Annotated in this window: 14 protein-coding genes, 3 rRNA genes and 1 pseudogene; 7 read left to right on the top strand and 11 right to left on the bottom strand. The window is 40.8% G+C overall.

Annotation, left to right across the window (positions count from 1 at the left end; genetic code table 11):
* Window positions 1–12: 12 nt before the first annotated feature.
* Window positions 13–537, top strand: a pseudogene (locus DYI03_RS14045) (transposase family protein); the annotation flags it as partial.
* A 472-nt stretch (window positions 538–1,009) separates the two neighbouring features.
* Here the strand turns inward: DYI03_RS14045 and DYI03_RS08970 are convergent.
* Window positions 1,010–2,446, bottom strand: coding sequence for a C69 family dipeptidase (locus DYI03_RS08970; protein ID WP_021668837.1), 1,437 nt, complete (start codon window positions 2,444–2,446; stop codon window positions 1,010–1,012).
* Window positions 2,447–2,635: 189 nt separating this feature from the next.
* Here DYI03_RS08970 and DYI03_RS08965 point away from each other — a divergent pair, with 189 nt between their 5' ends.
* A complete protein-coding gene (locus DYI03_RS08965) occupies window positions 2,636–3,937 on the top strand; it encodes a UDP-N-acetylmuramoyl-tripeptide--D-alanyl-D-alanine ligase (protein ID WP_021668836.1) in 1,302 nt (433 codons plus the stop codon).
* A 193-nt stretch (window positions 3,938–4,130) separates the two neighbouring features.
* On the opposite strand, the gene DYI03_RS08960 is transcribed toward DYI03_RS08965, so the two are convergent.
* A complete protein-coding gene (locus tag DYI03_RS08960; protein WP_021668834.1) occupies window positions 4,131–5,969 on the bottom strand; it encodes a choice-of-anchor J domain-containing protein in 1,839 nt (612 codons plus the stop codon).
* 205 nt (window positions 5,970–6,174) lie between these two features.
* Window positions 6,175–6,573, bottom strand: a complete 399-nt coding sequence (locus DYI03_RS08955) for an FKBP-type peptidyl-prolyl cis-trans isomerase (protein WP_021668833.1) — start codon at window positions 6,571–6,573, stop codon at window positions 6,175–6,177.
* A gap of 682 nt (window positions 6,574–7,255) precedes the next feature.
* On the opposite strand from DYI03_RS08955, the gene DYI03_RS08950 reads away from it, so the two are divergent.
* The 4 genes from DYI03_RS08950 to DYI03_RS08935 all read left to right on the top strand — a co-directional run bounded on the left by DYI03_RS08950 (window position 7,256) and on the right by DYI03_RS08935 (window position 14,019).
* A 16S ribosomal RNA gene (locus tag DYI03_RS08950) occupies window positions 7,256–8,786 on the top strand.
* A gap of 342 nt (window positions 8,787–9,128) precedes the next feature.
* Window positions 9,129–12,035: ribosomal RNA gene (locus DYI03_RS08945) — 23S ribosomal RNA — on the top strand.
* Between the two features lie 178 nt (window positions 12,036–12,213).
* Window positions 12,214–12,326, top strand: a 5S ribosomal RNA gene (rrf, locus tag DYI03_RS08940).
* The 16S, 23S and 5S rRNA genes sit together here, the layout of an rRNA operon.
* Window positions 12,327–12,639: 313 nt before the next feature.
* A complete protein-coding gene (locus DYI03_RS08935; RefSeq protein WP_021669326.1) occupies window positions 12,640–14,019 on the top strand; it encodes a CotH kinase family protein in 1,380 nt (459 codons plus the stop codon).
* Between the two features lie 107 nt (window positions 14,020–14,126).
* Here the strand turns inward: DYI03_RS08935 and DYI03_RS08930 are convergent, their stop codons facing one another.
* From DYI03_RS08930 to DYI03_RS08895, 8 genes are all read right to left on the bottom strand, one after another.
* Window positions 14,127–14,513 carry an STAS domain-containing protein gene (locus DYI03_RS08930; RefSeq protein WP_036870273.1) on the bottom strand — a complete coding sequence of 129 codons (387 nt, stop codon included), beginning with the start codon at window positions 14,511–14,513 and terminating at the stop codon, window positions 14,127–14,129.
* Window positions 14,470–15,105, bottom strand: a complete 636-nt coding sequence (locus DYI03_RS08925) for a DedA family protein (protein WP_004356699.1) — start codon at window positions 15,103–15,105, stop codon at window positions 14,470–14,472. The genes DYI03_RS08930 and DYI03_RS08925 overlap by 44 nt, the downstream gene beginning before the upstream one ends.
* A 37-nt stretch (window positions 15,106–15,142) precedes the next feature.
* Window positions 15,143–16,597: an MATE family efflux transporter gene (locus DYI03_RS08920; RefSeq protein ID WP_004356816.1), complete on the bottom strand. Its 1,455-nt coding sequence runs from the start codon at window positions 16,595–16,597 to the stop codon at window positions 15,143–15,145.
* Between the two features lie 74 nt (window positions 16,598–16,671).
* Window positions 16,672–17,370, bottom strand: coding sequence for an FKBP-type peptidyl-prolyl cis-trans isomerase (locus tag DYI03_RS08915; protein WP_021669328.1), 699 nt, complete (start codon window positions 17,368–17,370; stop codon window positions 16,672–16,674).
* A 21-nt stretch (window positions 17,371–17,391) separates the two neighbouring features.
* Window positions 17,392–18,939, bottom strand: coding sequence for a glycine--tRNA ligase (locus DYI03_RS08910; protein WP_021669329.1), 1,548 nt, complete (start codon window positions 18,937–18,939; stop codon window positions 17,392–17,394).
* A 344-nt stretch (window positions 18,940–19,283) separates the two neighbouring features.
* Complete coding sequence (locus tag DYI03_RS08905) at window positions 19,284–19,724, bottom strand: T9SS type A sorting domain-containing protein (RefSeq protein ID WP_115367934.1); 441 nt, start codon at window positions 19,722–19,724, stop codon at window positions 19,284–19,286.
* A 12-nt stretch (window positions 19,725–19,736) separates the two neighbouring features.
* Window positions 19,737–20,513, bottom strand: a complete 777-nt coding sequence (locus DYI03_RS08900) for a DUF5004 domain-containing protein (RefSeq protein ID WP_115367933.1) — start codon at window positions 20,511–20,513, stop codon at window positions 19,737–19,739.
* 198 nt (window positions 20,514–20,711) lie between these two features.
* Entirely contained in the window at window positions 20,712–21,038 is a 327-nt protein-coding gene (locus tag DYI03_RS08895; protein WP_147287676.1) for a hypothetical protein, read from the bottom strand.
* A 696-nt stretch (window positions 21,039–21,734) separates the two neighbouring features.
* On the opposite strand from DYI03_RS08895, the gene DYI03_RS08890 reads away from it, so the two are divergent.
* Window positions 21,735–24,575 (top strand): DNA gyrase/topoisomerase IV subunit A, encoded by a 2,841-nt coding sequence (locus DYI03_RS08890; protein WP_021669571.1) that lies wholly within the window; start codon window positions 21,735–21,737, stop codon window positions 24,573–24,575.
* Window positions 24,576–24,580 lie beyond the last annotated feature (5 nt).

Genomic DNA, 24,580 nt, shown 5'->3' with positions numbered 1-24,580 from the left:
AAATCAACTGACATTACAAAGGTAGCAATAAAATCTGACAAAATAACCTCTTTTGGTGGAATTTTTCACGTAATGGATGTTTTTTCCAAACTTGAACTCAATCAAGTCATTGACTCCTCGCTTGGTCAGCGTGGCAGTACAGGTACGGCATTCAAATATAGTGATATTATTTCATCGCTGTTTTATAGTTATTTATGTGGTGCTGATTGCTTGGAAGATATTAACACGCTCGTTGCTCAGTTTTCATTATCTCCCAAATGTACACTTCCTGGGGCAGACACTGTTGGTCGTGGTTTAAAAGAACTTAAGGAAGCAAATGTGGTTTACACTTGTGATAAATCCAAGCACGCCTATAAGTTCAATAAGGCTGAGAAATTAAACCAACTTCTTCTGACGATGATTAAGCATCTTGGCTTAATACACGAAGGAAGCAGCGTTGATTTAGACTTTAACCACCAGTTTATTCCTGAACACAAATACGATGCAACATATTCTTATAAAGGCGATTACGGTTACTTTTTAGGTTGGGTACACCTGCCTTTCTCCTTTCTTGAGCAGAACACCGTCTTTATGCTCGTTATAGTAATGTTGAAGAAGTTCATATTACACTTCATCAACGTACCTGCCAAATGGATTAAGACAGGAAGGAGATACGTCTTAAACCTATACACACCAAAAAGTATTATATCAAGATTTTTAAAGAATAGCTTCAAACTCTTTGCTGAATTTTATCTTCCCCATTCCCTATGGGTAAGGGAACTTGTGTCCAATAACCAACCTATTTGTGGTAAGTTGAGCAAAAAATGACAAATCGACCTTTCTCATAGGGTTAAATGAGACGCAAACAAGTTTTGAAACAAACAAAGAAATTGCTTGCGGAAATAAGGTATTGTAATTCTTGCAGAATATTTCTTGAGGTGGTAATTTTTTAGAACCCACCTTAATAGTTTAAAACGAAAGAGAGTATGCCATTTTTGATAGCATACTCTCTTTTTTATGTCGGTTTTACTTACGCACCATGAAAAAGGTATTCGGCTTGAATATCCTTTGTGAGTTGTGTGAAGAGTTCTTCTTGCAAACGGTCAGCCAATTCGATTCCTTTAATGAGAATCTTATCAGAAAATTCTTGCAACATATCCTTTGCACGCAATGGCTGTGTTTTGTAGATACGCAAATACTCTTCTTCCATTTCGCGTTGGCGTTGGTCGGTTTCTTCCTCAAATTTTAAATAGGCTTCCTTAATCATTGGCGCATATTTGTTGTAGTTTACCATACCTAAAGTCATCACCTTGCGGAACTTCCAGTAAGCCGAATCAACGCTTGACACGTTAGTACCCTTTGTGTAAGCCTCAGGATAAGAGGTAATGCCTTGATATAATGGGAGGAAAAGTCCTAAGTCTGCCATACCCATTGCCACATAATTTACACAGCCAATTGCTTGTGGAAGCTCTGGACGCACTTGCAAAATATGGGTTTGTGTGGTACGGAAGATTGACACAGGACGATAAACTTCCTTTGGATTGTTGTGCAAATATGGGTCGTGGTCGGTGTTATCGTAGTGGAAACGGAACGCCTTGCGCATATCGCTGATACTAATTTTTTGTTCAGCCTGTGCGTAAACAGGGAACGTATTCTTTGTTACATCGTTCTGAATACTTGGCGAGAACATTCCTTGCAAACCCCAAACACGTGGGTAATTGTAAGTTGTGTCGAGTTTAATATCACGTGCGTATGCTTCGTGGAAATCAAATTCGCCCTTCTTTGGGTCGTATAATCCGTTCTTTTCAGCAAACTCTAAAAGGTCAGCCGATGCCATATAGTTTTCCTTATCCGTAGGGTCGTACTTGCGGAAACGGCTCTGATTACCTGTAACGAAATATTGGTCTTTAGGCATTTTGCAAGCTAACCAGCGATGACCGCAAGCAGTTTCCAAATACCAAATCTCTTTATTATCGACAAAACCAATGCCAAAACCTTCGGCAATGCCATGCTTTTCGATGAGCATACCTAAGCGTTCAACACCCTCACGAGCTGTGCGAACGTATGGAAGTACCACATTGAATACTGCATTTTCGGCAATTCCCGTTTCAACCAATGGGTCGTACTTCAAAACTTCATCGCTACTGAAAATACTTTCTGTTGCGCTCATGCCTACACCAGCAGTGTTGAAACCAGCACTACCCCAATGGTTAGGAAGGCTATAAGGAGCTAAGGCACTGTAACCAAGTGCTTCGGCAGGCAGCTCACAGCGGAACGGACTGTCCTTTGCAACATATTCGGTTGCGCCTTCTTTTGTATCTTCGTAGATTTCATAGTTCTTTGCTTCCATTGCGTCCCAATCTTCCGAACGTGCAACGAGCATAGAGCCGTCGGCAGTCATGTCTTGTCCAACTATTATGGTTGTACACTCTGAAGGTAAATTGCTTACCATTATCTTTTCTTTCATATTTTTGAATTTTAAAATTAAACTTTCTATTCGCAAATATAAGAAAAATATCTGAAAGCAGCCCAACAGAAAGGTTTAAAAATACCAATTTTACCTAATTGTAGGTAATAATTTAAAGTATTGAAACCAACTTTTTGCAATGTCTACCTTTTACTGTACCTTTGCAATGATAAACGGAAAACGGATATTATGAATATTCAAAAACTCTATAAGCTGTACAAACAGCACCCTGTCATAACGACCGACAGTCGTGAATGTCCTCAAGGAAGTATTTTTATTGCCCTAAAAGGCGCATCGTTCAATGGCAATAAGTTTGCTAAAATGGCACTTGAAAAAGGTTGTAGCTATGCCATTATCGACGAAAAAGAATATGCCGAAGAAGGCAACGACCGCCTTATTTTGGTGAAAGACGCATTGGTTACGTTTAAGAAGATAGCTCGCTTGCATCGTAGAGAGTTCCATATTCCTGTAATTGGTATCACGGGAACAAATGGAAAGACCACCTCTAAAGAATTGATTTCGGCTGTATTGTCTGAAAAATATAACGTGCTGCACACAGAAGGCAACTTCAATAACGATGTGGGCGTGCCTAAAACCTTGCTCCGTCTTGATGGTGAACACGAAATTGCTGTCATAGAAATGGGGGCATCGCACCAAGGCGACATTAAGAAATTGGTAGAATACGTAGAACCAACTTGCGGACTTATCACCAACGTTGGGCGTGCCCACTTAGAAGGCTTTGGCAGTTTTGAAGGCGTAAAGCTGACGAAAGGCGAACTTTACGATTACTTAAAGGCGAACGACTGCTTGCTTTTCCTCAACGAGAGCAATCCCGATTTGTCAGAAATGGCAGCTCAACGCAATTTTGAGCGCATCATTTCTTACGGACAAAACGATATGGTGAGCGTTCAAGGCGAAATCATTGACTGCGCTCCTTTCCTCCATTTCCGTTGGCGCGAGGTAGGCAGCGAGTGGAAAGAGGTGATGACCCATCTTGTTGGAGCTTATAATCTCGACAATATGTTGACAGCCATTGCTTTAGGTTTGCATTTCAGTGTTGCTCCACAACAGATTTGCCACGCATTGGAAACCTATGTACCCAGCAATAACCGTTCGCAACTGACAGAAACAGCGCATAATAAACTCGTTGTTGATGCCTATAATGCGAACCCTTCGAGCATGGCAGCAGCCATTGAAAACTTCCGTTTGATGAACGTAGAAAACAAAATGGCAATTCTTGGCGATATGCGTGAGTTGGGAGAAGTTACTGATGTGGAACATCAAAAGGTGGTTGAACAATTGAAAGCCGCAGGACTCACCAACGTTTGGTTGGTAGGCGAAAACTTTGGAAAGACCAATACCGACTTTAAGAAGTTCCATGATGTGGAAGAAGTGAAAGCTGAAATTGCGAAAGCCCAACCTCAAGGTCATTATATCCTCATAAAGGGCAGCAACGGAACCAAACTTTTTGAACTTCCAACGCTATTGTAAGTAAGTGGCGATACACTTTCTTCAATTAGTTGCGTGCAAAAATCCTCTATTTTGAAGTCTAAAATAGACGATTTTAGATTTCAGCGTGCCAACAGCGGCATACAAAAAGGTGTAACAACGAAAAGAAAAGTCGTTATTACACCTTATTATATAGGATTACAGAAATTCGACGAGTCGGAATTTCGGCTACTTTTTAGAACTCACCTATTATGATTTTCTTACCATTCTTGATGTAAATGCCTTTTGGCAATTTGCCTTTGGCATTCACTTTCACGCCCATTGTGGTATAAAGGGCATCGTTTTCGATGTTGTTGGTTGTCGAAACTTGCTCTATACCATCGGCAACAGGTGCTGCGGTCATTGAAATTTTATCAAGCAAGATACTGTTGTGAGTTTCGCCAAAGTTCACTTCAAAGGCAATTTGTAGGTAGGCTTCGTTCACAAGATTGCTCATGTCGAGTTCCTCTCTTTTCCATTCGTTTTTGCTGTCTTTGCAGTCTATCACTTTCAGTGTGCTTAATGTTTTTTCGTCTTTGATGATTTTAATCGTTAAAGTTTCGTCAGCCGATTGCGCTGCTTTATGGTAGAAAGTGAGGAAGGCCTTTTGGCTACCCTTTGGAGTGATTTTACCTGTCTGCAAGGATAACTGTTGGTTAGGGTCATTGCTCTTTAATAGGAACGAACCATTGTCGCCATCAAACGATTCAGATGAGGCCAAAACACCAACTTGTCCCTTTGATTTGTCCATTGCCCAATAGTCGTTTTCGATTTTTTGGTTGGCTACCGACTCTTGGAATGGCATGGTGTAAGGTTTACCGATGATAACAGGATTGGTATAAGCCAATTTACCTGTTCCACCCTTCGATGTTGGAATGATTTGGTAAGAAAGTTGTTGCTGTTTTGGTTGGCTATTTCCACCTACAATAGTGTAGGTTGAACCTTTAATATTGTCGGCTACTAAGTTGCGGTTGATGCCGTCAATGGTAGAATAAATCGTAATCGTAACATTGTCGGGATTGACACGTTCACCATTAAATCCCTTGTCTGAGATTGTCCATGTTAGTTGTACATCGTCGCCAACGAGTTGAGCCGCTGTATTTACAGGAGGTGCTGGCTCGTCTTCGCCCACAAAGGCAGTTAGATTGACCGCTTTTCCTGCGCCTGCCTCGTTGTAAGCCACTACGGTGTAAATGTTTGCTCCGTTTTTGGGTGTGGTATCGGTATATTTGAGGAGAGTTCCTACTGCTGGAGACTTAATGGTTGTGAGTGGAACGTTATTGCGAAGAATTTGAACCGAGTCTAATTGGTTGATAGCTTGCTCGTTAATAGCTTTTGAAGGTGTAGTAAATTCCAAGTCAGCTTTTAGCTCACCTTTCTCGTCAGGCGTAATTTTAAACCCTGTAACACCATCTGGAGCAACCGCTACGGCAGCTTCTTTAATCGAAATATTGTCTATGCTAAGCGTCATTTTATCAGGGTCGCTGACGCAATGGATTCCAAAATAATAGACACCTGCTTCGGTTACTTCAATCGTGTTGCCATAAATCTGTGGCTGCGCATTGGTAATTTCTTTTTTAGGCAAAACGCTGATTGTCATACCTTTGACTTCTGCAGACTTACCAATAAAGGCTTCCAATTTTTCGGTGGAGTCATTATTTTTAGCAGTAAAGGCAAAAGTGTACTTCTTACCTGCTTCAAGATTGAAACCAGGAGTTATCAACCAATCGTCGCCAGGGTTGTTTTCGAATATTTCAGTGAAATAATCCACTCGTCCACCGTCCTCTTCTTCCCATTTCCAAGTATTGTCATCGATATTCGCATCAATAATCTTAAAACTATTGAGCGATGCTTCCGTGTCGAAACCTTCAGAATAGGGTAGAATAACGAGCGTTTCGCCACTTGTTGGGGCTTTTACGACCTTTGAAGCAGGGGCATTCTTTTGTTGAACTGCATGAAAAGGAGCATTGCCATGAATGGCAAACATAGAGATTGGTAGTAGTAAAGAACCAAAAAGAATATTTTTTCTCTTCATTGTTTATTGTGTTATTAAGTTTAACTTATGTTGGTTGTATTCGGCAAAGATATTAAATTAAATACAAAAAAGGAGAAATTAGTAATTTTTATTACCATTTCTCCTTTAATTTATTCATTTTGTTGAGTTTTTTATAAGATATTCAACTATTTGTCAGGTCTGATAAGTTTGATAAGTCAGCATCGTTCTTAAGTCCTCTCACTTTTTATCCTATCCCCAATAGCTCCACCTCAAATATCAGCGTTGAACCACCAGGAATATCAGGCTGAGAAAACTTTCCATAGCCCATTTCGGCAGGGATATAAATTTCCCAAAAGTCACCAATACACATTTCTTGAAGGGCAATTTGCCAACCTTCAATCAATTCGTTTAAACGGATTGCTAGCGGAGTACCGCCTTTACTGCTATCAAATTTCTTGCCTCTGATAGTCCAACCCGTGTAATGCACGGTAACAATGCTGCGTGGGGAAGGATGAATGCCATCATTTTTGCCCTTTCTTACAGGCTTATAATAAACACCATTGCGCAACGCTACAACATCACTCTCTTTGGCTTTTTCTTCTATCCAAGCTAAATTTTCTTTGATATATCCTTGTTTTGACATCGTTTTCTTTTTTTTATAGATTATGCTTTGTCATGCCAATTGCTCTAACTCACATGAACTTTGCCACAAAAATACAACTTTTTGCAAGGATTTGAGCGCTTTTCGCATAGAACTTTTGTAGAAGAAAAGGAAAAATAGCTTTCTTTTTCTGCTTTTTTACCAAACTTTCCGCTTCCTATCTTTTCTTATAATGCCTGCTTCTTTCCTTTTTTTATTATTTCCACAAAATATTTCGTCTGACTCGTCCGACCTGTTTGCCTCGTTTAACAATATTATATTAATGTGTACCTCATTCTTTTAATTGATTTATATCAATAGTTTAATATAAATGAAACTTTTTTGAAATTTTCTTTTAAAATTATTTGGTTTGTATTTATAAAATCTATACCTTTGCACTCGCTTTTACGAAATACGCCACACGGCGCAAGAATAAAGGCAAAAAGAAAGAGTTCTTTGAAAAGATTTACATAGACAGAGAAGTAGTACAAGAGTCATCTTCTGTTTTTTTATAGGAGATGGGTAATAGAAACGAACCTATCAATTCTTAGGATTTTTATAAATCTTAAAGTGGTGTTTTAAACTTGATACTTTCAATAAAGGATATTTGTCCCGAGCAGAGATACAAATTTATTTCTTAGCGATTATTTTAATTGTTTTGAAATACTTTCTATAAAGAGATTTTACAATGGAGAGTTTGATCCTGGCTCAGGATGAACGCTAGCTATAGGCTTAACACATGCAAGTCGAGGGGAAACGGCAGAGAGTGCTTGCACACTTTGGACGTCGACCGGCGCACGGGTGAGTAACGCGTATCCAACCTGCCCTTTACTTGGGGATAACCCGTTGAAAGACGGACTAATACCCAATGATATTCATTGATGACATCTGATTTGAATTAAAGATTTATCGGTATAGGATGGGGATGCGTCTGATTAGCTTGTTGGTGAGGTAACGGCTCACCAAGGCTACGATCAGTAGGGGTTCTGAGAGGAAGATCCCCCACATTGGAACTGAGACACGGTCCAAACTCCTACGGGAGGCAGCAGTGAGGAATATTGGTCAATGGACGAGAGTCTGAACCAGCCAAGTAGCGTGCAGGATGACGGCCCTATGGGTTGTAAACTGCTTTTGTTTGGGAATAATCGACATTACGTGTAATGTTTTGCATGTACCATTCGAATAAGGACCGGCTAATTCCGTGCCAGCAGCCGCGGTAATACGGAAGGTCCAGGCGTTATCCGGATTTATTGGGTTTAAAGGGAGTGTAGGCGGTTGGTTAAGCGTGTTGTGAAATGTAGATGCTCAACATCTGACTTGCAGCGCGAACTGGCTGACTTGAGTACACACAACGTAGGCGGAATTCATGGTGTAGCGGTGAAATGCTTAGATATCATGAAGAACTCCGATTGCGAAGGCAGCTTACGGGAGTGTTACTGACGCTTAAGCTCGAAGGTGCGGGTATCGAACAGGATTAGATACCCTGGTAGTCCGCACAGTAAACGATGGATGCCCGCTGTTAGCACCTGGTGTTAGCGGCTAAGCGAAAGCATTAAGCATCCCACCTGGGGAGTACGCCGGCAACGGTGAAACTCAAAGGAATTGACGGGGGCCCGCACAAGCGGAGGAACATGTGGTTTAATTCGATGATACGCGAGGAACCTTACCCGGGCTTGAATTGTAGGAGCACGATACAGAGATGTTGAGGTCCTTCGGGACTCCTATGAAGGTGCTGCATGGTTGTCGTCAGCTCGTGCCGTGAGGTGTCGGCTTAAGTGCCATAACGAGCGCAACCCCTTTCCTTAGTTGCCATCAGGTAATGCTGGGCACTCTGAGGATACTGCCACCGTAAGGTGTGAGGAAGGTGGGGATGACGTCAAATCAGCACGGCCCTTACGTCCGGGGCTACACACGTGTTACAATGGCCGGTACAGAATGTTGGTTTCATGTAAATGTAATCTAATCTTTAAAGCCGGTCCCAGTTCGGACTGAGGTCTGCAACCCGACCTCACGAAGCTGGATTCGCTAGTAATCGCGCATCAGCCATGGCGCGGTGAATACGTTCCCGGGCCTTGTACACACCGCCCGTCAAGCCATGAAAGCCGGGGGTGCCTGAAGTTCGTAACCGCAAGGAGCGACCTAGGGCAAAACTGGTAATTGGGGCTAAGTCGTAACAAGGTAGCCGTACCGGAAGGTGCGGCTGGAACACCTCCTTTCTGGAGAGGATAGATACCTTGGAAGTTATGAGATAAGACATCATACTTTTGATAAGTTTTGTTTCTCTCTTTACTACCCACTCTGAATATGTTCTTTATATAATTAGAAGATAAGGTTTAAGGCCTACTTGAAAATGGTTCAAGTCCATCATCTTCCCTTTTGCAAAACATTTTATAATGTTCGCATAGAGTTCTTTGACATATTGACACAAGCAAGACTGTAAAGTAAACTAAAACAGTAATTACGATTTTTTGTAATTTAACTTTTACGATTTCAATATACAGCTAAAAGTATGAGCTATGCTTTGATGAGAATATTTATATTTTTATTGAAGCAGCGAATAGAAAGTAATTAAGGGCGTATGGCGGATGCCTAGGCTCACGGAGGCGATGAAGGACGTGATAAGCTGCGATAAGCCTTGGGTAGGTGCAAATAACCTTTTATCCAAGGATTTCCGAATGGGACAACCCAGCACTTTGAAGGAGTGTTATCCTAGCATTTAGGTTAGGAGGCGAACGCAGGGAACTGAAACATCTTAGTACCTGTAGGAAGAGAAAATAATTTAATGATTCCCCTAGTAGTGGCGAGCGAACGGGGAACAGCCCAAACCTATGACGTAGTAATGCGCCATAGGGGTTGTAGGACCACGCTATCGTACTTATGCGGTGAGAAGAAATTTCTGGAAAGGATTTCCATAGAGGGTGATAGTCCCGTATTCGAAACCAATTAAGGCGTAGTGGTATCCTGAGTAGCGCGGAGCACGAGTAATTCTGCGTGAATCAGCCGGGACCATCCGGTAAGGCTAAATACTCCCGTGAGACCGATAGTGAACCAGTACCGTGAGGGAAAGGTGAAAAGCACTCCTATTAGGAGAGTGAAATAGTTCCTGAAACCATACGCCTACAAGCGGTCGGAGCATATTGTTTATGTGACGGCGTGCCTTTTGCATAATGAACCTACGAGTTACCATGTCCAGCAAGGTTAAGAGGTTAAGCCTTGTATCCGTAGTGAAAGCGAGCCTGAATAGGGCGTTTAGTTGGATGGGGTAGACGCGAAACCAAGTGATCTACACTTGACCAGGTTGAAGTTCCGGTAACACGGAATGGAGGACCGCACGGATAAGCGTTGAAAAGCTTCCCGATGAGTTGAGTGTAGGAGTGAAAGGCCAATCAAACTTGGAGATAGCTCGTACTCCCCGAAAGGCATTTAGGTGCCGCGTGCAATGTTTACCATTAGAGGTAGAGCGACCGATAGGTCAAGAGGGCTTCACCGCCTATCGAGACCTGACGAACTCCGAATGCTATTGGTTAGTAGTTGTGCAGTAAGGGGGCGGGTGCTAAGGTCCGTCCCCGAGAGGAGAAGAATCCTGACCGTCGTCTAAGGTCCCCAAATTCTGTCTAAGTTAGTCTAACGAAGTCTGGTCCCCGTGACAGCTAGGATGTTGGCTTGGAAGCAGCCATTCATTCAAAGAGTGCGTAACAGCTCACTAGTCGAGGGTCCGGGCATGGATAATAATCGGGTATGAAGTCAGATACCGAAGGCGCGGGATAGTATTAAAAAAAGTATCGGTAGGGGAGCATTCTATATGCGTTGAATGGTGATGGTGATTGATCCTGGAGCGTATAGAAACGCAAATGTAGGTATAAGTAACGATAAAGGGGGTAAGATTCCCCCTCGCCGTAAGACTAAGGTTTCCCGGGCTATGCCAATCAGCCCGGGGTTAGTCGGGTCCTAAGTTTCAGCCGAATGGCGATAGCGATGGCAGACACGGTTAATATTCCGTGACTTGCATATTCATCTACGTGGAGACGGAGTAGTGACACTGTCGCGCCCTGACGGAAATGGGCGTTAACGATTTTAGGCATTGATAGGTGCAGGCAAATCCACACCTTGAGCTGAAGATTTATAGTACAATAGTTTCTTCGGAAACTGTTGATAGTACAGGTAATCATACTTCCTAGAAAATCCGCTACGATTATGTTTATGCAACCCGTACCGCAAACGGACACACGTAGTCGGGTAGAACATACTAAGGCGTTGAGAGATTCATGGTTAAGGAACTAGGCAAATTGACCCCGTAACTTCGGGATAAGGGGTCCTCCTTATTAGTTTAAGGAGGCGCAGAGAATCGGTCCAGGCAACTGTTTAACAAAAACACAGGGCTGTGCTAACTCGAGAGATGATGTATACAGCCTGACACCTGCCCGGTGCTGGAAGGTTAAGAGGAGAGCTTAGGGTTATCCCGAAGGTTTGAATTGAAGCCCCAGTAAACGGCGGCCGTAACTATAACGGTCCTAAGGTAGCGAAATTCCTTGTCGGGTAAGTTCCGACCTGCACGAATGGTGTAATGATCTGGACGCTGTCTCAACCATGAGCTCAGTGAAATTGTAGTATCGGTGAAGATGCCGATTACCCGCGATGGGACGAAAAGACCCCGTGAACCTTTACTACAGCTTAGCATTGACCTTGGTCATCCGATGTGTAGGATAGGCCGGAGGCTTTGAAGCGGGTACGCCAGTATCTGTGGAGCCATCCTTGAAATACGGCCCTTTGGCTGTCTGAGGTCTAACTCGCTTTAAGTGAGGACATTGTTTGGTGGGTAGTTTGACTGGGGTGGTCGCCTCCAAAAGCGTAACGGAGGCTTCCAAAGGTACCCTCAGGTCGATTGGTAACCGACCTTATAGAGTGCAATGGCATAAGGGTGCTTGACTGGGAGGCAGACATGCCGAGCAGGCAGGAAACTGGGGCATAGTGATCCGGTGCAAGTGTATGGAAACTGCATCGCTCAAAGGATAAAAGGTACTCCGGGGATAACAGGCTGATCCCCCCCAAGAGCTCATATCGACGGGGTGGTTTGGCACCTCGATGTCGGCTCGTCACATCCTGGGGCTGGAGAAGGTCCCAAGGGTTGGGCTGTTCGCCCATTAAAGTGGCACGCGAGCTGGGTTCAGAACGTCGTGAGACAGTTCGGTCTCTATCTATCGTGGGCGTTGGAGTTTTGCGTGGTGCCGCCACTAGTACGAGAGGACCGTGGTGGACAGACCTCCGGTTTACCGGTTGTGCCGCCAGGTGCACCGCCGGGTATCTGAGTCTGGTATGGATAAGCGCTGAAAGCATCTAAGTGCGAAGCCTTCCGCAAGATTAGAACTCCTTATAAGGGTCGTCATAGACTATGACGTTGATAGGGTGTAGGTGTAAAGACAGCGATGTCAAAGCCGAGCACTACTAATTGCCCAAAACTTTCATTCGTTGGATTATACTTTTAGTTGTATCGAATTAGGAATCTGATTCATATAGTAAAGAATTTGTAAATCATAAAAGCTAAAGATTTAGATTTACTGATAAAGTTATTGCTTGTGGAAATTGTCACCTATACGAGATAGATTTGATAATTATAATTTATTAGATTTATTCTTGCCGATTTAATCAGGTGGTTATTGCGTTGGGGTTCCACCTCTTCCCATTTCGAACAGAGAAGTTAAGCCCAATTGCGCCGATGGTACTGCAATGCAATGTGGGAGAGTAGGTAGCTGCCTTTTTTCATTAAAGCCTCGATTACAATAAGTAGTCGGGGCTTTTTTTTGTTTTATCGGGATGTAGTAGTTGATACCGCACACGTTGTAGAGATGGAACGGCTCAGTAGGAAAATATCCCCAAAAGGAGTGAGTTTCTCAGATTTAATTTGTATCTTCGCCATGTCTATCGTCGGATTCTCTTGTTTTTTTGCAACACTAAGATAAGTGAAAGTTCTGACATGGCAAAATCCTGAGCAACAAAAAGTTGCTCAAGTACTTAAAAAGTTTAATCTATAATAGTGTTGCGGAATTAAGATTTAATACAATAATTATAAAAATGAAGAAATTTACCACCTTATTGGGAATACTAACAATTACAACTTTAACATTTGCACAAACACCCCATTCCCTTCCTCATATATTAATAGAAGGACATCCTGGCGATGAATACACAAAGTGTAAATATTATTTTGTAGAAAATCAAGATAAAGACACTATTAAGCTACAAGCTAAAATAAGATGGCGTGGAAATACAGCAAAAGCATTTAATAAAAAGAGTTATGCAATAAAAATCATAGATGATAAGGGAAAAGGAAAGGACGTTTCTTTCTTAGGAATGCGCAAAGACAATAATTGGATACTTGACGCAATGGCAATTGATAAAGCAAGAATGCGTAATAGAGTATCATTCGATTTATGGAACGACTTTTCTAACAAATCCTATATTTTCAATTATGATAAAAAGGCTATAAATGGCACAAGAGGTAACTTTGTTGAAGTGTATTTAAATGGGGAATACAATGGAATTTATTGTTTAACTGAAAAAATTGACCGTAAACAATTGAGGTTAAACAAATATAATAAAGACGGTGTACATGGTATTTTATATAAAGCTGATGGATTTCTATATACAGGCTTTTGGGAAGTTGACCAATATGATAATTCTAAAATGACTTGGGGAGGTTGGGAAATGAAGTATCCCGAGTTGGATAAAGGCGAATCTATAGATTGGAAACCTCTATATGATGCAACAAGTTTCATTTTAAATTCTACCGATAAAGAGTTTGACGAAAAAGTTTCAAATGTTTTTGATTTACCAGTTTGGGCAGATTACTACTTATTTGCAAACGTTATTATGGCATTTGATAATAGCGCAAAAAATGTTTTTACCTATATTTACGACAATAAAACAAGTCAGAAATTAGGCTTTGCCCCATGGGATTTAGATGCCACTTGGGGTAGAAATCATATAGGAAAATTATTGTCAGCTCAAAAAAAGGTACCTTTCCATAAATTATACTCAAGACTTTTAAAGTCAGAAAAAATAAATTTTATGGAAAATATTGCGCATCGCTATTTAGAATTGCGCAAAACTATATTAAGTGAAAAAGCACTTAAAGAACGCTTCCATAATTATTTCCAATTATTTAAAGAAACAGGCGCAGCACAGCGAGAAACAGAAAAATGGAATGGAGTAAATGGAATTGAAATTGATTTTGACAAAGAAGAATCTTACATTAATAAATGGATTGAGGAACGTCTAACATATTTAGATGAAAAAGTTAAAGTTTTTTCAACAAAAATAAATACATTTGAAGAAGAAAAAGATATTTCAAACCATTCTAACATCTATACTTTAGAAGGAATTAAAGTAAACGAGAAAGACTTAAAACCAGGGATTTATATAAAGAACAAGAAAAAAAGTATAATTAAATAATGGTTATTAAGTGTGCATGAATTGCAACTATTTTTGATAAAACTTATATTTACTCCACCTAAGAATTTATATGAGCGTGATAATGAATTAAAATAAAATTCAAATTATCACGTCTTCATATAAATATTCTCATTAAATAAATCTATTTTTATAAGTTTTTTTGTTGTTGTTGAAACAATTGCTTTTGCACGCTCCAATGCTAAATTGATGTGGCTGCATATATTCTCTCTGCCAAGTCGTTCGTTAAATTTGGCTTTCAACAATACTGTTTCTACAGCTGGCAAAACTCCCGAAAGCACCACCTGTATGCCTTGTTCTTCCGACTGTTCGCACATCACGGAAAGGTTGTGTAAGCCTGTTGAATCGGTGAAAGGCACTTTGCGCATACGGATAATGCGCACTTTGGCTCTTAATATCATTTTTATTATAATGGAATATAATTTATCTTCCTTACGCTTTTTCTTGCTTATGCTTTTTAATAAAATGCTTTGCAACGAAGTAGAGGATAGCTATTGCCACAATAGCGAGGATAACGTACTTGATGTAAGCGTTGTATTCTTCTATTTTGGCAGTAAGTTGGCTTTCTGGAACGATAGAATGAAGATACCAACCGAGGGTAGCTAAAACACAATTCCATAGACCTGAACCCAGCGTAGTGTACAATAAAAACTTCCAAAAGGTCATCTTTGCCAATCCAGCAGGGATTGAAATAATTTGTCGAATGCCTGGTATCAAACGTCCCGTAAGCGTTGCAATGACACCATGGTCGTAGAAATACTTTTCTGCAGCTTTTACTTTTTCTTCGTTGAGTAAGCAAAAGTGACCAAATTTGCTGTTGGCAAAACGATAAATTATTGGACGTCCCAAATAGTAAGCTGCCACATAGTTGGTCGTAGAACCTGTTACTGCTCCAAGAGTAGCAATGATAATAACCCAAAAGATATTCAAATGTCCCGCAGCAGCGTGATAAGCAGCAGGCGAAACAATCAATTCTGATGGAAAAGGAATAACAGTTCCTTCGATGTACATACCAAGGAAAATCGTCCAATAATTAAGAGTGTCTAATAAAGATGAAAACCACGTCATGTTTACAATGTGCTTTAGATAATAATTTTATTTTGTTTTAACTCATCGCAGCTTTGATTTGAGGATTGTGAGCTATCTTCCTCATCCATTTACCACGATAGATTCTAACGAGGAACATCATTCCTCGGAAGGTAAGTTCTACTGCCATAGCAAACCAAACTCCTTGTAAACCGTAAGTTGAGGCAAGGAAGTAAGCTAAAGTAAGGCGTACAAACCACATCGAACCAAGGTTGATAAGTGATGGGCGGAAAGTGTCTCCAGCCCCCACGCACACACTATAAGAAACAATGGCTGCTGCAAAGAAAGGCTCGGCAAAGGCTTCGATGCGCAGAACCGCTACACCTAATTCACGAATTTCGGCAACAGGCGTAAGCATTCCTATCATTTCAGGAGCAAAAATATACATAATCACGCCCATTAACGCCATTACTACCATGCCTAAACTGATGGTCATAAAGGCAAAACTCTTGCATAAATCACGTCGTTTTGCTCCAACGCTTTGTCCAACCAAGGTGGTTGCCGCTTCTCCAATACCATATCCTGGCATGTAACAGAGGCTTTCTGCGGTTACGGCAAATGAGTTGGCAGCAATAGCAAAGTTGCCTAATGGGGCTACAATCATGGTAGAAATGACTTGCGCACCATTCATTAAGAGGTATTGCAAAGCCATTGGCGCACCGATTTTTACGGCATTAATGATGTAATTCCATGTCCAAACAAAGCGTTCTTTGTCTAAGTGCCAAGCCAAAATAGAGCTTCTAAATATAGAGAAATAGACCAAAGGAATAGCTGCAACAGCGTATGCCATCAACGTTCCTAAGGCTGCTCCTTCCACACCTAAGCCTGCTCCATAAATGGTAAAGTGGTAACCAAGAACGGAAATAGTACGAGTTGGGAAGATTAAAAAGAAGTTGAACACCACATCCATGACACACATCATGACCGAAATGAAGCTTGGGTGGCGCATATCGCCAGATATTTTCAGCATCGCAGCCGAAAGGTACTCTATCAAATGGATAGGCATGATGAACGAAAATATCCAAAAATAAGTGGACGCATCGGCTTGAATATCTTTCCCACCACCCAACCAAATGGGTAAAGGGGTAGCTAAAAGTCCTGCTATAGCCATGAGAATAAAGCTGAAAGCAAGTCCAAAGATGTAGCCATGGCGCATGACTGAACGTGCTTTTTCAAAATCATTTGCCCCAATAAAATGGGCTGCTTGCACGGAAAAGCCCATACAAGTAGCACCAATGAGCGAGCCAAAGAGCCATGTTGCAGGTTCTACCAACCCGATAGATGCTGAGGCTTCTGCTCCGAGCGAGCCTACCATGGACGCGTCAATGTAAAACATCATCACCGATGTAACCTGTGCGAGAATAGAAGGAATACTTAATTGAACGATGAGGCTTAGCTTTTCGCTATTCGACATCGGTTCGCCTCCTCTAATTTTTTCTAAGAGTGCATCGGTTATTGCCTTACTGAACACCATCTTTTATAATAATATGAGAATAGGGCGGAATATTTTTTCCGCCCTTTATGCTTTGCAAATGGGTAATAAAACCATTAAAAAATATTTGGAACACTTGTCCCTGCTCTGTAAAAAGAGTGTAGACGCAAGTCGAAAATTAAGTTGGAATAGGCTGGCACTCCTTCGATTTTTTTTGCTCCGTAACCTAATTGATAAGGAATGTAAACCAGCCAATGGTCGCCAACGTGCATGTTTTGTAATGCTGTAGCGAAGCCATCGACTACGCCACCTTTTTCTCCGCCGATGAGAAGTTGGGCTGGTCGAGAGGTCAAAGGGTTGTAAACTAAACCATTAGCACCGCCAAAGCTACTGTCAAAGATTAGTCCTGCCGTGTAAGTTTGGGAAGGAATAAGGCGACCTTGGTAGTGTACCAAAACAGAATCGGTGTATAAAGGCGATTTTGTTCCCGTGCCTTTTTCTAATTCATGTACAATAATATGGTCTTCTGGCTTATAGGTTATTTGTCCACTTGGGTCTGTTTGACCTTGCATTGAGTAGTTCAAGAAGATTTTCCATGACTTATCGCCATTGGCAATCTTCTGTTTTGTTTCGCTATAAAGCTGGTTCCAATAGTTTGTATTCTTCTCTTGCCAATTGGCAAATTCGTCGGTTTCGTCCTTGTCTTCCGAGCAAGAAGTTAGCAAACCAACTGAGAATAAGGCTACAAAAAGCATGGTAGCCGTGAGGAAGAAACGTTTTGTTTGCGTTGTTACGCTTGTATTCAATCGCATCATGTATTTTCTAAAATATATTGCTTATTTCACGTCCAACTTCTTCAATACAGAAGTAATTGAAACGCGGTCTTCAATGATTTCGCGAAGTTTAGCAATTGGAACACGTACTTGCTCCATTGAGTCGCGATAACGAAGGGTTACAGAGTTGTCGGTCAATGAATCTCCGTCCACAGTAACACAGAATGGTGTACCAATAGCGTCTTGTCGGCGATAGCGTTTACCGATAGAATCCTTTGCTTCGATGGTTGTATTGAAATGGAACTTTAAGTCGTCCACAATTTCTTGTGCCTTTTCTGGTAGTCCGTCTTTATTTACTAATGGTAGCACAGCGCACTTAACTGGTGCTAAAGGCTCAGGCAATCGAAGTACAACACGGCTTGAACCATTTTCCAATTGCTCCTCTGTGTAGCTATGACACATCACTGTAAGGAACATGCGGTCTACGCCAATTGATGTTTCAACAACGTAAGGCACATAGTTTTCATTGCGTTCTGGGTCGAAATATTTCATTTGACGACCTGAGAATTTCTCGTGTTGTGAAAGGTCAAAGTTGGTGCGTGAGTGGATACCTTCTACTTCCTTGAAACCGAAAGGCATACGGAATTCAATGTCAGTAGCAGCATTAGCATAGTGAGCCAACTTCTCGTGGTCGTGGTAACGATAGTTTTCGTTGCCCATTCCCAATGCTTCGTGCCATGCTAAGCGATATTTTTTCCAATAGTTAAACCATTCCATTTCTGTACCAGGTTGGCAGAAGAATTGCATTTCCATTTGCTCAAACTCGCGCATACGGAACACAAATTGGCGTGCTACAATCTCGTTGCGGAATGCTTTACCGATTTGTGCAATACCAAAAGGCAACTTCATGCGACCTGTTTTCTGCACATTCAAGTAGTTTACAAAGATACCTTGGGCGGTTTCAGGACGCAAGTATATCTTACTTGCCGACTCTGATGATGCGCCCATCTCTGTTGAGAACATCAAATTGAATTGACGAACGTCTGTCCAATTCTTACTTCCACTGATAGGACACACGATACCTTCGTCTTCAATAATTTTCTTTAACTCTTGTAAGTCAGACGCTTCCATAGCGTTGGCAAAGCGTGTGTGGAGTTCGTCCCACTTAGCTTGATTGGCTAAAACACGAGGATTGGTCTGACGGAACTTCTCTTCATCGAAGCTATCACCAAACTTTTTGGCAGCTTTAGCCACCTCTTTGTCCATTTTTTCTTCATATTTTGCCAACTGGTCTTCTATCAAAACGTCAGCTCTGTAACGCTTTTTAGAATCACGATTGTCAATCAATGGGTCGTTAAAAGCATCAACGTGTCCGCTGGCTTTCCAAATGGTAGGATGCATAAAGATAGATGAATCGATACCCACGATGTTGTTATGGAGCAACACCATAGATTGCCACCAATATTGTTTGATGTTGTTTTTCAACTCAACACCATTCTGTCCGTAGTCGTAAACCGCAGCCAAACCATCGTAAATATCACTACTTGGGAAGACAAAACCATACTCTTTGCAGTGGCTTACTATCTTCTTGAATACATCATCTTGTGCCATATTATCTTTATTTTATCTTTTGTTTTATCGAAATTTGCTACAAAGTTACTGCTTTTTAACCGAATATGAATTAGAAAAGTTGTGAAAGTTTGCGAAAGAAGATATTAGAAACTAATAATTCCTATTTTGCTCAATTACAGGCAGGTATTAATCCTCTTATTGTTTCCCCGTAGGGGCGTGATTTATCACGTTCCTAAAATCCCAAAAACAAGCTAATTTATTGCTAAGAGGAACGTGATAAATCACGCCCCTACAAGGTATTAATTAACAAAAAAGCATATCCTCGCTAAACGAAAATATGCTTTTTAAACTATTTTTTGCGTTAAAATGCTAACTTTATATTCTTATCTTATGATAATTTTGCGAACCTGATTACCTATTTTTACGAGGTATATACCTTTTTGAGCAAAAGTAAGTGTAGCTCTTCCGTTCTGTAAAGTAGCTTGTTGAACCTTTCGCCCTGTACACTCATAGACACTTACAAGTGCTTGTTGTTGCTCATTAGATGTTATTTCTAAATTTCGTCCATTTGTACGCAACGTTAATTGACTGCTCGCTTGTATCGTTTCTATGTCTGTGGTGTTGATAACCTCGCCAGGTAACACATTACCCATAATGAAAGTAGCCTCATCGGTATTGGCTATCATTGCAGGCAGAGCAAGCAAAGTGGTAGAAGTATTACCATTTGTAGCGTATGCCACGATAGGTTGCGCTACCATAACATAATCTTTTGCCGAAATATTTAAGGCAAATGTAACAGTTAATATTGTGAATATTTTTCTCATCGAGTGTCGCTTTTATTGCTTTATCAAGATATAATTTTCATTTCTGTCGGTATCGATAATTGGGAACATACATTTATCCTCAGCAATTTTTACTATTGGAAATTGGTGTGCATGATATTGTCGGGTATATTCTCTGTTCTTCTCTCCCGTGCTTTTCTCCAACATATTGGTTAAAACCAAAATACCAGTTGGGGTTATTGCCCATTTAAAGGTATATGTTTTGTATTTTTCAACAGTGTTACCGTGTCCTTCTGGTTTTTTCACTTGTATTGATGTACCTGTGCCGTTTTCATTAAAAGTATAGCTTAATTCTGTAAAATCCTCTATATCTTCTCCATTATCAATATCTGCTGTATTCCCCTCTGTATTTGGCACAAGTTTCCATGTTCCGATAAGTTCGCTGCGAGTAATCACTCCGCTAAGTTCGTTTGCCATGAGTGCATAAGGCACACTTGCAATGCGTGATGCGCCAGAAAGTTTTCCATTGATAAGTGTTGCAAAATAATAGTCATCTTTCGACCAGTCCATATTCTCTGGAATATCAAGCGAAATGTTACAAGTTCCGTTTTTATCAGTAGTGGTGTTAAAGTCTTGTCCGAAAACCACATTGCCGCTCTCGTTTCCTTGACGAATTTCAATGCGCAATGCAACTTTTTCATTTGCCATAATGCGACCGTTTTCAGGATTTAAGACCATAATTTGGTAAGCAATAGACTTTGGTACGCCTGCAAAGGCTGTCATGTTAAGACCTAAAAGCATAAACATGAATACAAGTAATGTTTTCTTCATTTTTAATAAAAGTTTTTTTGATAAAAATTGATAATTTAATGGTTCAAAGGTAAGATATATTTTTCTAATAAACAAAAAATATATTATAAAATATTAATTATCTCCCCTTGTTTTATTCCTTGCATGAAAGTTTGCGAAAGAAGATATTAGAAACTAATAATTCCTATTTTGCTCAATTACAGGCAGGTATTAATCCTCTTATTGTTTCCCCGTAGGGGCGTGATTTATCACGTTCCTAAAATCCCAAAAACAAGCTAATTTATTGCTAAGAGGAACGTGATAAATCACGCCCCTACAAGGTATTGTTTCTATGTCTGTGGTGTTGATAACCTCGCCAGGTAACACATTACCCATAATGAAAGTAGCCTCATCGGTATTGGCTATCATTGCAGGCAGAGCAAGCAAAGTGGTAGAAGTATTACCATTTGTAGCGTATGCCACGATAGGTTGCGCTACCATAACATAATCTTTTGCCGAAATATTTAAGGCAAATGTAACAGTTAATATTGTGAATATTTTTCTCATCGAGTGTCGCTTTTATTGCTTTATCAAGATATAATTTTCATTTCTGTCGGTATCGATAATTGGGATTGCATGAAAGTTTGCGAAAGAAGATATTAGAAACTAATAATTCCTATTTTGCTTAATTACAGGCAGGTATTAATCCTCTTGTTGCTTCCCCGTAGGGGCGTGATTTATCACGTTCCTAAAATCCCAAAAATAAGCTAATTTATTGCTAAGAGGAACGTGATAAATCACGCCCCTACGAGGTATCTAACTATCAAAAAAATATATCTTTACAAAACGAAAATACGGAAATTTTGACCATTTTTTTATTTGTCTGATAATCAGTGGTTTATGTTTTTGTTTTTAAGACCTATTCTTTCGTAATTCAAAACAGGCTGTTTTGAAGCAAAAAACAATGGGTTTTGAATTGAAAAAGCGTAGGTTTTGAAAAGTTGAAAAATCGGTATTGTTCTAAATTTCCGTAAAACGGATTAGAGTTTAGATTGGAGAGGGAAGAAAATAGAGGTTAGAGAGTTTAGATAGAAGAGTTTAGACCTTAGAGAGGGAGAGGAATTAGGTATTAGAGGGTAAATATTAATTGCGCTCATTTGCACTATCTTTACAATATTAATACGGCTTTCAAAGTTTCTATTTGCATATTTCGAGTTTTATTCGTACCTTTGAGGCTTAAAAATACAGACTTTCCAAACATTTATGGACGACGATAAAAGAATAGAAAACAACGAGGAAGAGGCGGTTTCTAATGATAATATTGCTGGCGAAGAAGGCGAAACCAATAGTGAGGAACGTGATAAATCACGCCCCTACGTTGATGATATTGCTGGCGAAGAAGGCGAAGTAAACGGACGTTTCGATGCTTCGGCAGTGAAACATCTATCGGGAATGTATAAAAATTGGTTCTTAGATTACGCAAGTTATGTAATTTTAGAACGTGCTGTACCGCATATTGATGATGGTTTAAAACCTGTTCAACGCCGCATACTCCATTCTATGAAGCGCATGGACGATGGGCGTTACAACAAGGTTGCCAACATTGCGGGACACACGATGCAATTCCACCCTCACGGCGATGCTTCTATTTGCGATGCGTTGGTACAGATGGGACAGAAAGATTTGCTCATTGACACGCAAGGAAACTGGGGAAATATTTTCACTGGCGACCGTGCTGCTGCGCCACGTTACATCGAATCACGTCTGTCGAAGTTTGCTTTGGAAACTGTATTTAATCCGAAAACCACTGAATGGCAACTTTCTTACGATGGTAGAAACAAAGAACCTGTTACGCTGCCTGCTAAATTCCCTTTGCTTTTGGCACAAGGTGCGGAAGGAATTGCAGTAGGTTTGTCGTCTAAAATTCTGCCTCACAACATGGTGGAAATATGCGATGCAGCTATCAACTATCTTAAAGAAAAGCCTTTTGCCCTCTATCCCGACTTTCCAACGGGTGGCAGTATCGATGTTGAAAAGTATAATGACGGTCAGCGTGGTGGCACTTTGAAAGTGCGTGCCAAGGTGGAAAAGATTGACAACAAGACCCTTGTCATTCGTGAAGTACCTTTCACAAAGACGGCAAGTTCGTTGGCAGAATCGATTACCAAGGCAGTTGAAAAGGGGAAACTCAAAATTCGCAAGGTGGAAGATATGACGGCATCGGAAGTAGAAATACAGTTGCATCTTACACCAGGTACATCGAGCGATAAGACCATGGACGCTTTGTATGCCTTTACCGACTGCGAAGTTTCTATTTCGCCTAACTGTTGTGTTATTTCCGATAACAAACCGCAATTCTTAACCATTTCCGATGTGCTTCGCCATTCGGTCAATCACACGCAAGGGTTGCTCCGTAGAGAGTTGGAAATAAGGAAAGCCGAACTGGAAGAGCAACTCTTTTTCAGTTCATTGGAACGCATTTTCATTGAAGAACGCATTTACAAGGAGCGAGGTTTTGAAACGGCAAAGACCATGGACGATGCCATAAAGTTTGTTGATGGCAAGTTAGAACCATTCAAAAAGAACTTCATTCGTGAGGTGAAACGTGAGGATATACTCCGACTGATGGAAATAAAAATGCAGCGAATTCTTAAATTCAACAAGGACAAAGCTGACGAATTATTGAAAAATATCCAAGCCGAAATCGCCGAAATCAATAAGGATTTGAGCGAAATGGTGCGTGTTACCATAGAATGGTTCAAACATTTAAAGGCAAAATACGGTAAGGATTATCCTCGAAAAACCGAAATAAAAAGCTTCGATACCATTGTTGCTGCGAAGGTTGTCGATGCCAATGAGAAGTTGTACATCGATAGAAAAGGCGGCTTTATCGGCACTGATTTAAAGAAAGCAGAGTTCGTTCAGAACTGTTCTAACCTTGACGACGTCATTGTTTTCTATCGTGATGGCAAGTATAAGGTAGTGCATATTGCCGACAAAGTGTTTGTCGATAAGGGCGTTATCCACGTTCAAGTGTTCAAACGCAACGACCGCCGCACAATTTATAATGTCGTTTACAGAGACGGAGCGCAAGGTCCTTACTATATAAAACGTTTCAATGTCGTTTCGGTAATCCGTGATAAGGACTACGATTTGACACAAGGAACGCCTTCTTCACGTGTACTTTATTTCACAGCCAACCCTAACGGAGAGGCTGAAATGGTCAAAGTAATCTTAAAAGACCAACCAGGCAGAGCGCGTTTTATGCGTTATCTTGAACGCGATTTCTCTAATGTGCTAATCAAAGGAAAGGGAGCGAAAGGTGTTATTCTTTCAAAAGATGTCGTTGAAAGAGTATCTTTGAAAGCGCATGGAACGTCTACTTTAGGCGGTAGAAAGGTATGGTTTGACGCTGATGTAAACCGTATCAACTACGAGGAACAAGGTACTTTGTTGGGCGAGTTTAACGACAAGGACACCATTCTCGTTGTTTTGGACAATGGAGAGTTCTATACTACCAATTTTGATGCTGCCAATCACTATGAGGACAACATTTTCCGATTAGAGAAATTCGACCCAGAGAAGACTTGGACAGCCGTTGTTATTGATGCCGACAATCAAGGTTATCCTTATTTAAAGCGTTTCTGCATGGAAAATGCGACTCGTCATCAAAGTATTATAGGTGAGAATCCAAAGTCAAAACTTGTATTCTTGACCGATGTTGCCTATCCTCGTGTTGAAATAACATACGGTGGTAGCGATGCAAATCGTGGTGCTGACATCGTAGATGCTGAAGAATTTGTTGGCATTAAAGGCTATAAAGCCAAGGGAAAACGACTCACTACTTTCAAAGTGAGCAAGATTCAGGAGTTAGAACCTACTCGTTTCCCTAAACAAGATGAGCCTGAAGATGCGGAGGAAGTAGACGAAAACGAGTTGGAAACTACAAACGTAGAAGAGAAAGCAGAAGGCAATAACTCTGAAACGCCTATTACAGAAGCAGAAAACAACGCATCGGAAGGCAGTGAACCAAGCGAAAAGTCTGCAAAAGCAAATGGAAAAGAAGCTGATGAAGGGCAATTAACATTGCTATTCGAGGAATAATAAAA

Source organism: Prevotella disiens (assembly GCF_900454955.1).
In the GTDB taxonomy this organism is placed as follows: Bacteria; Bacteroidota; Bacteroidia; order Bacteroidales; family Bacteroidaceae; genus Prevotella; species Prevotella disiens.
The sequence above is the reverse complement of the archived record's forward strand: the minus strand, read 5'-3'. Positions and strand labels throughout refer to the sequence as shown.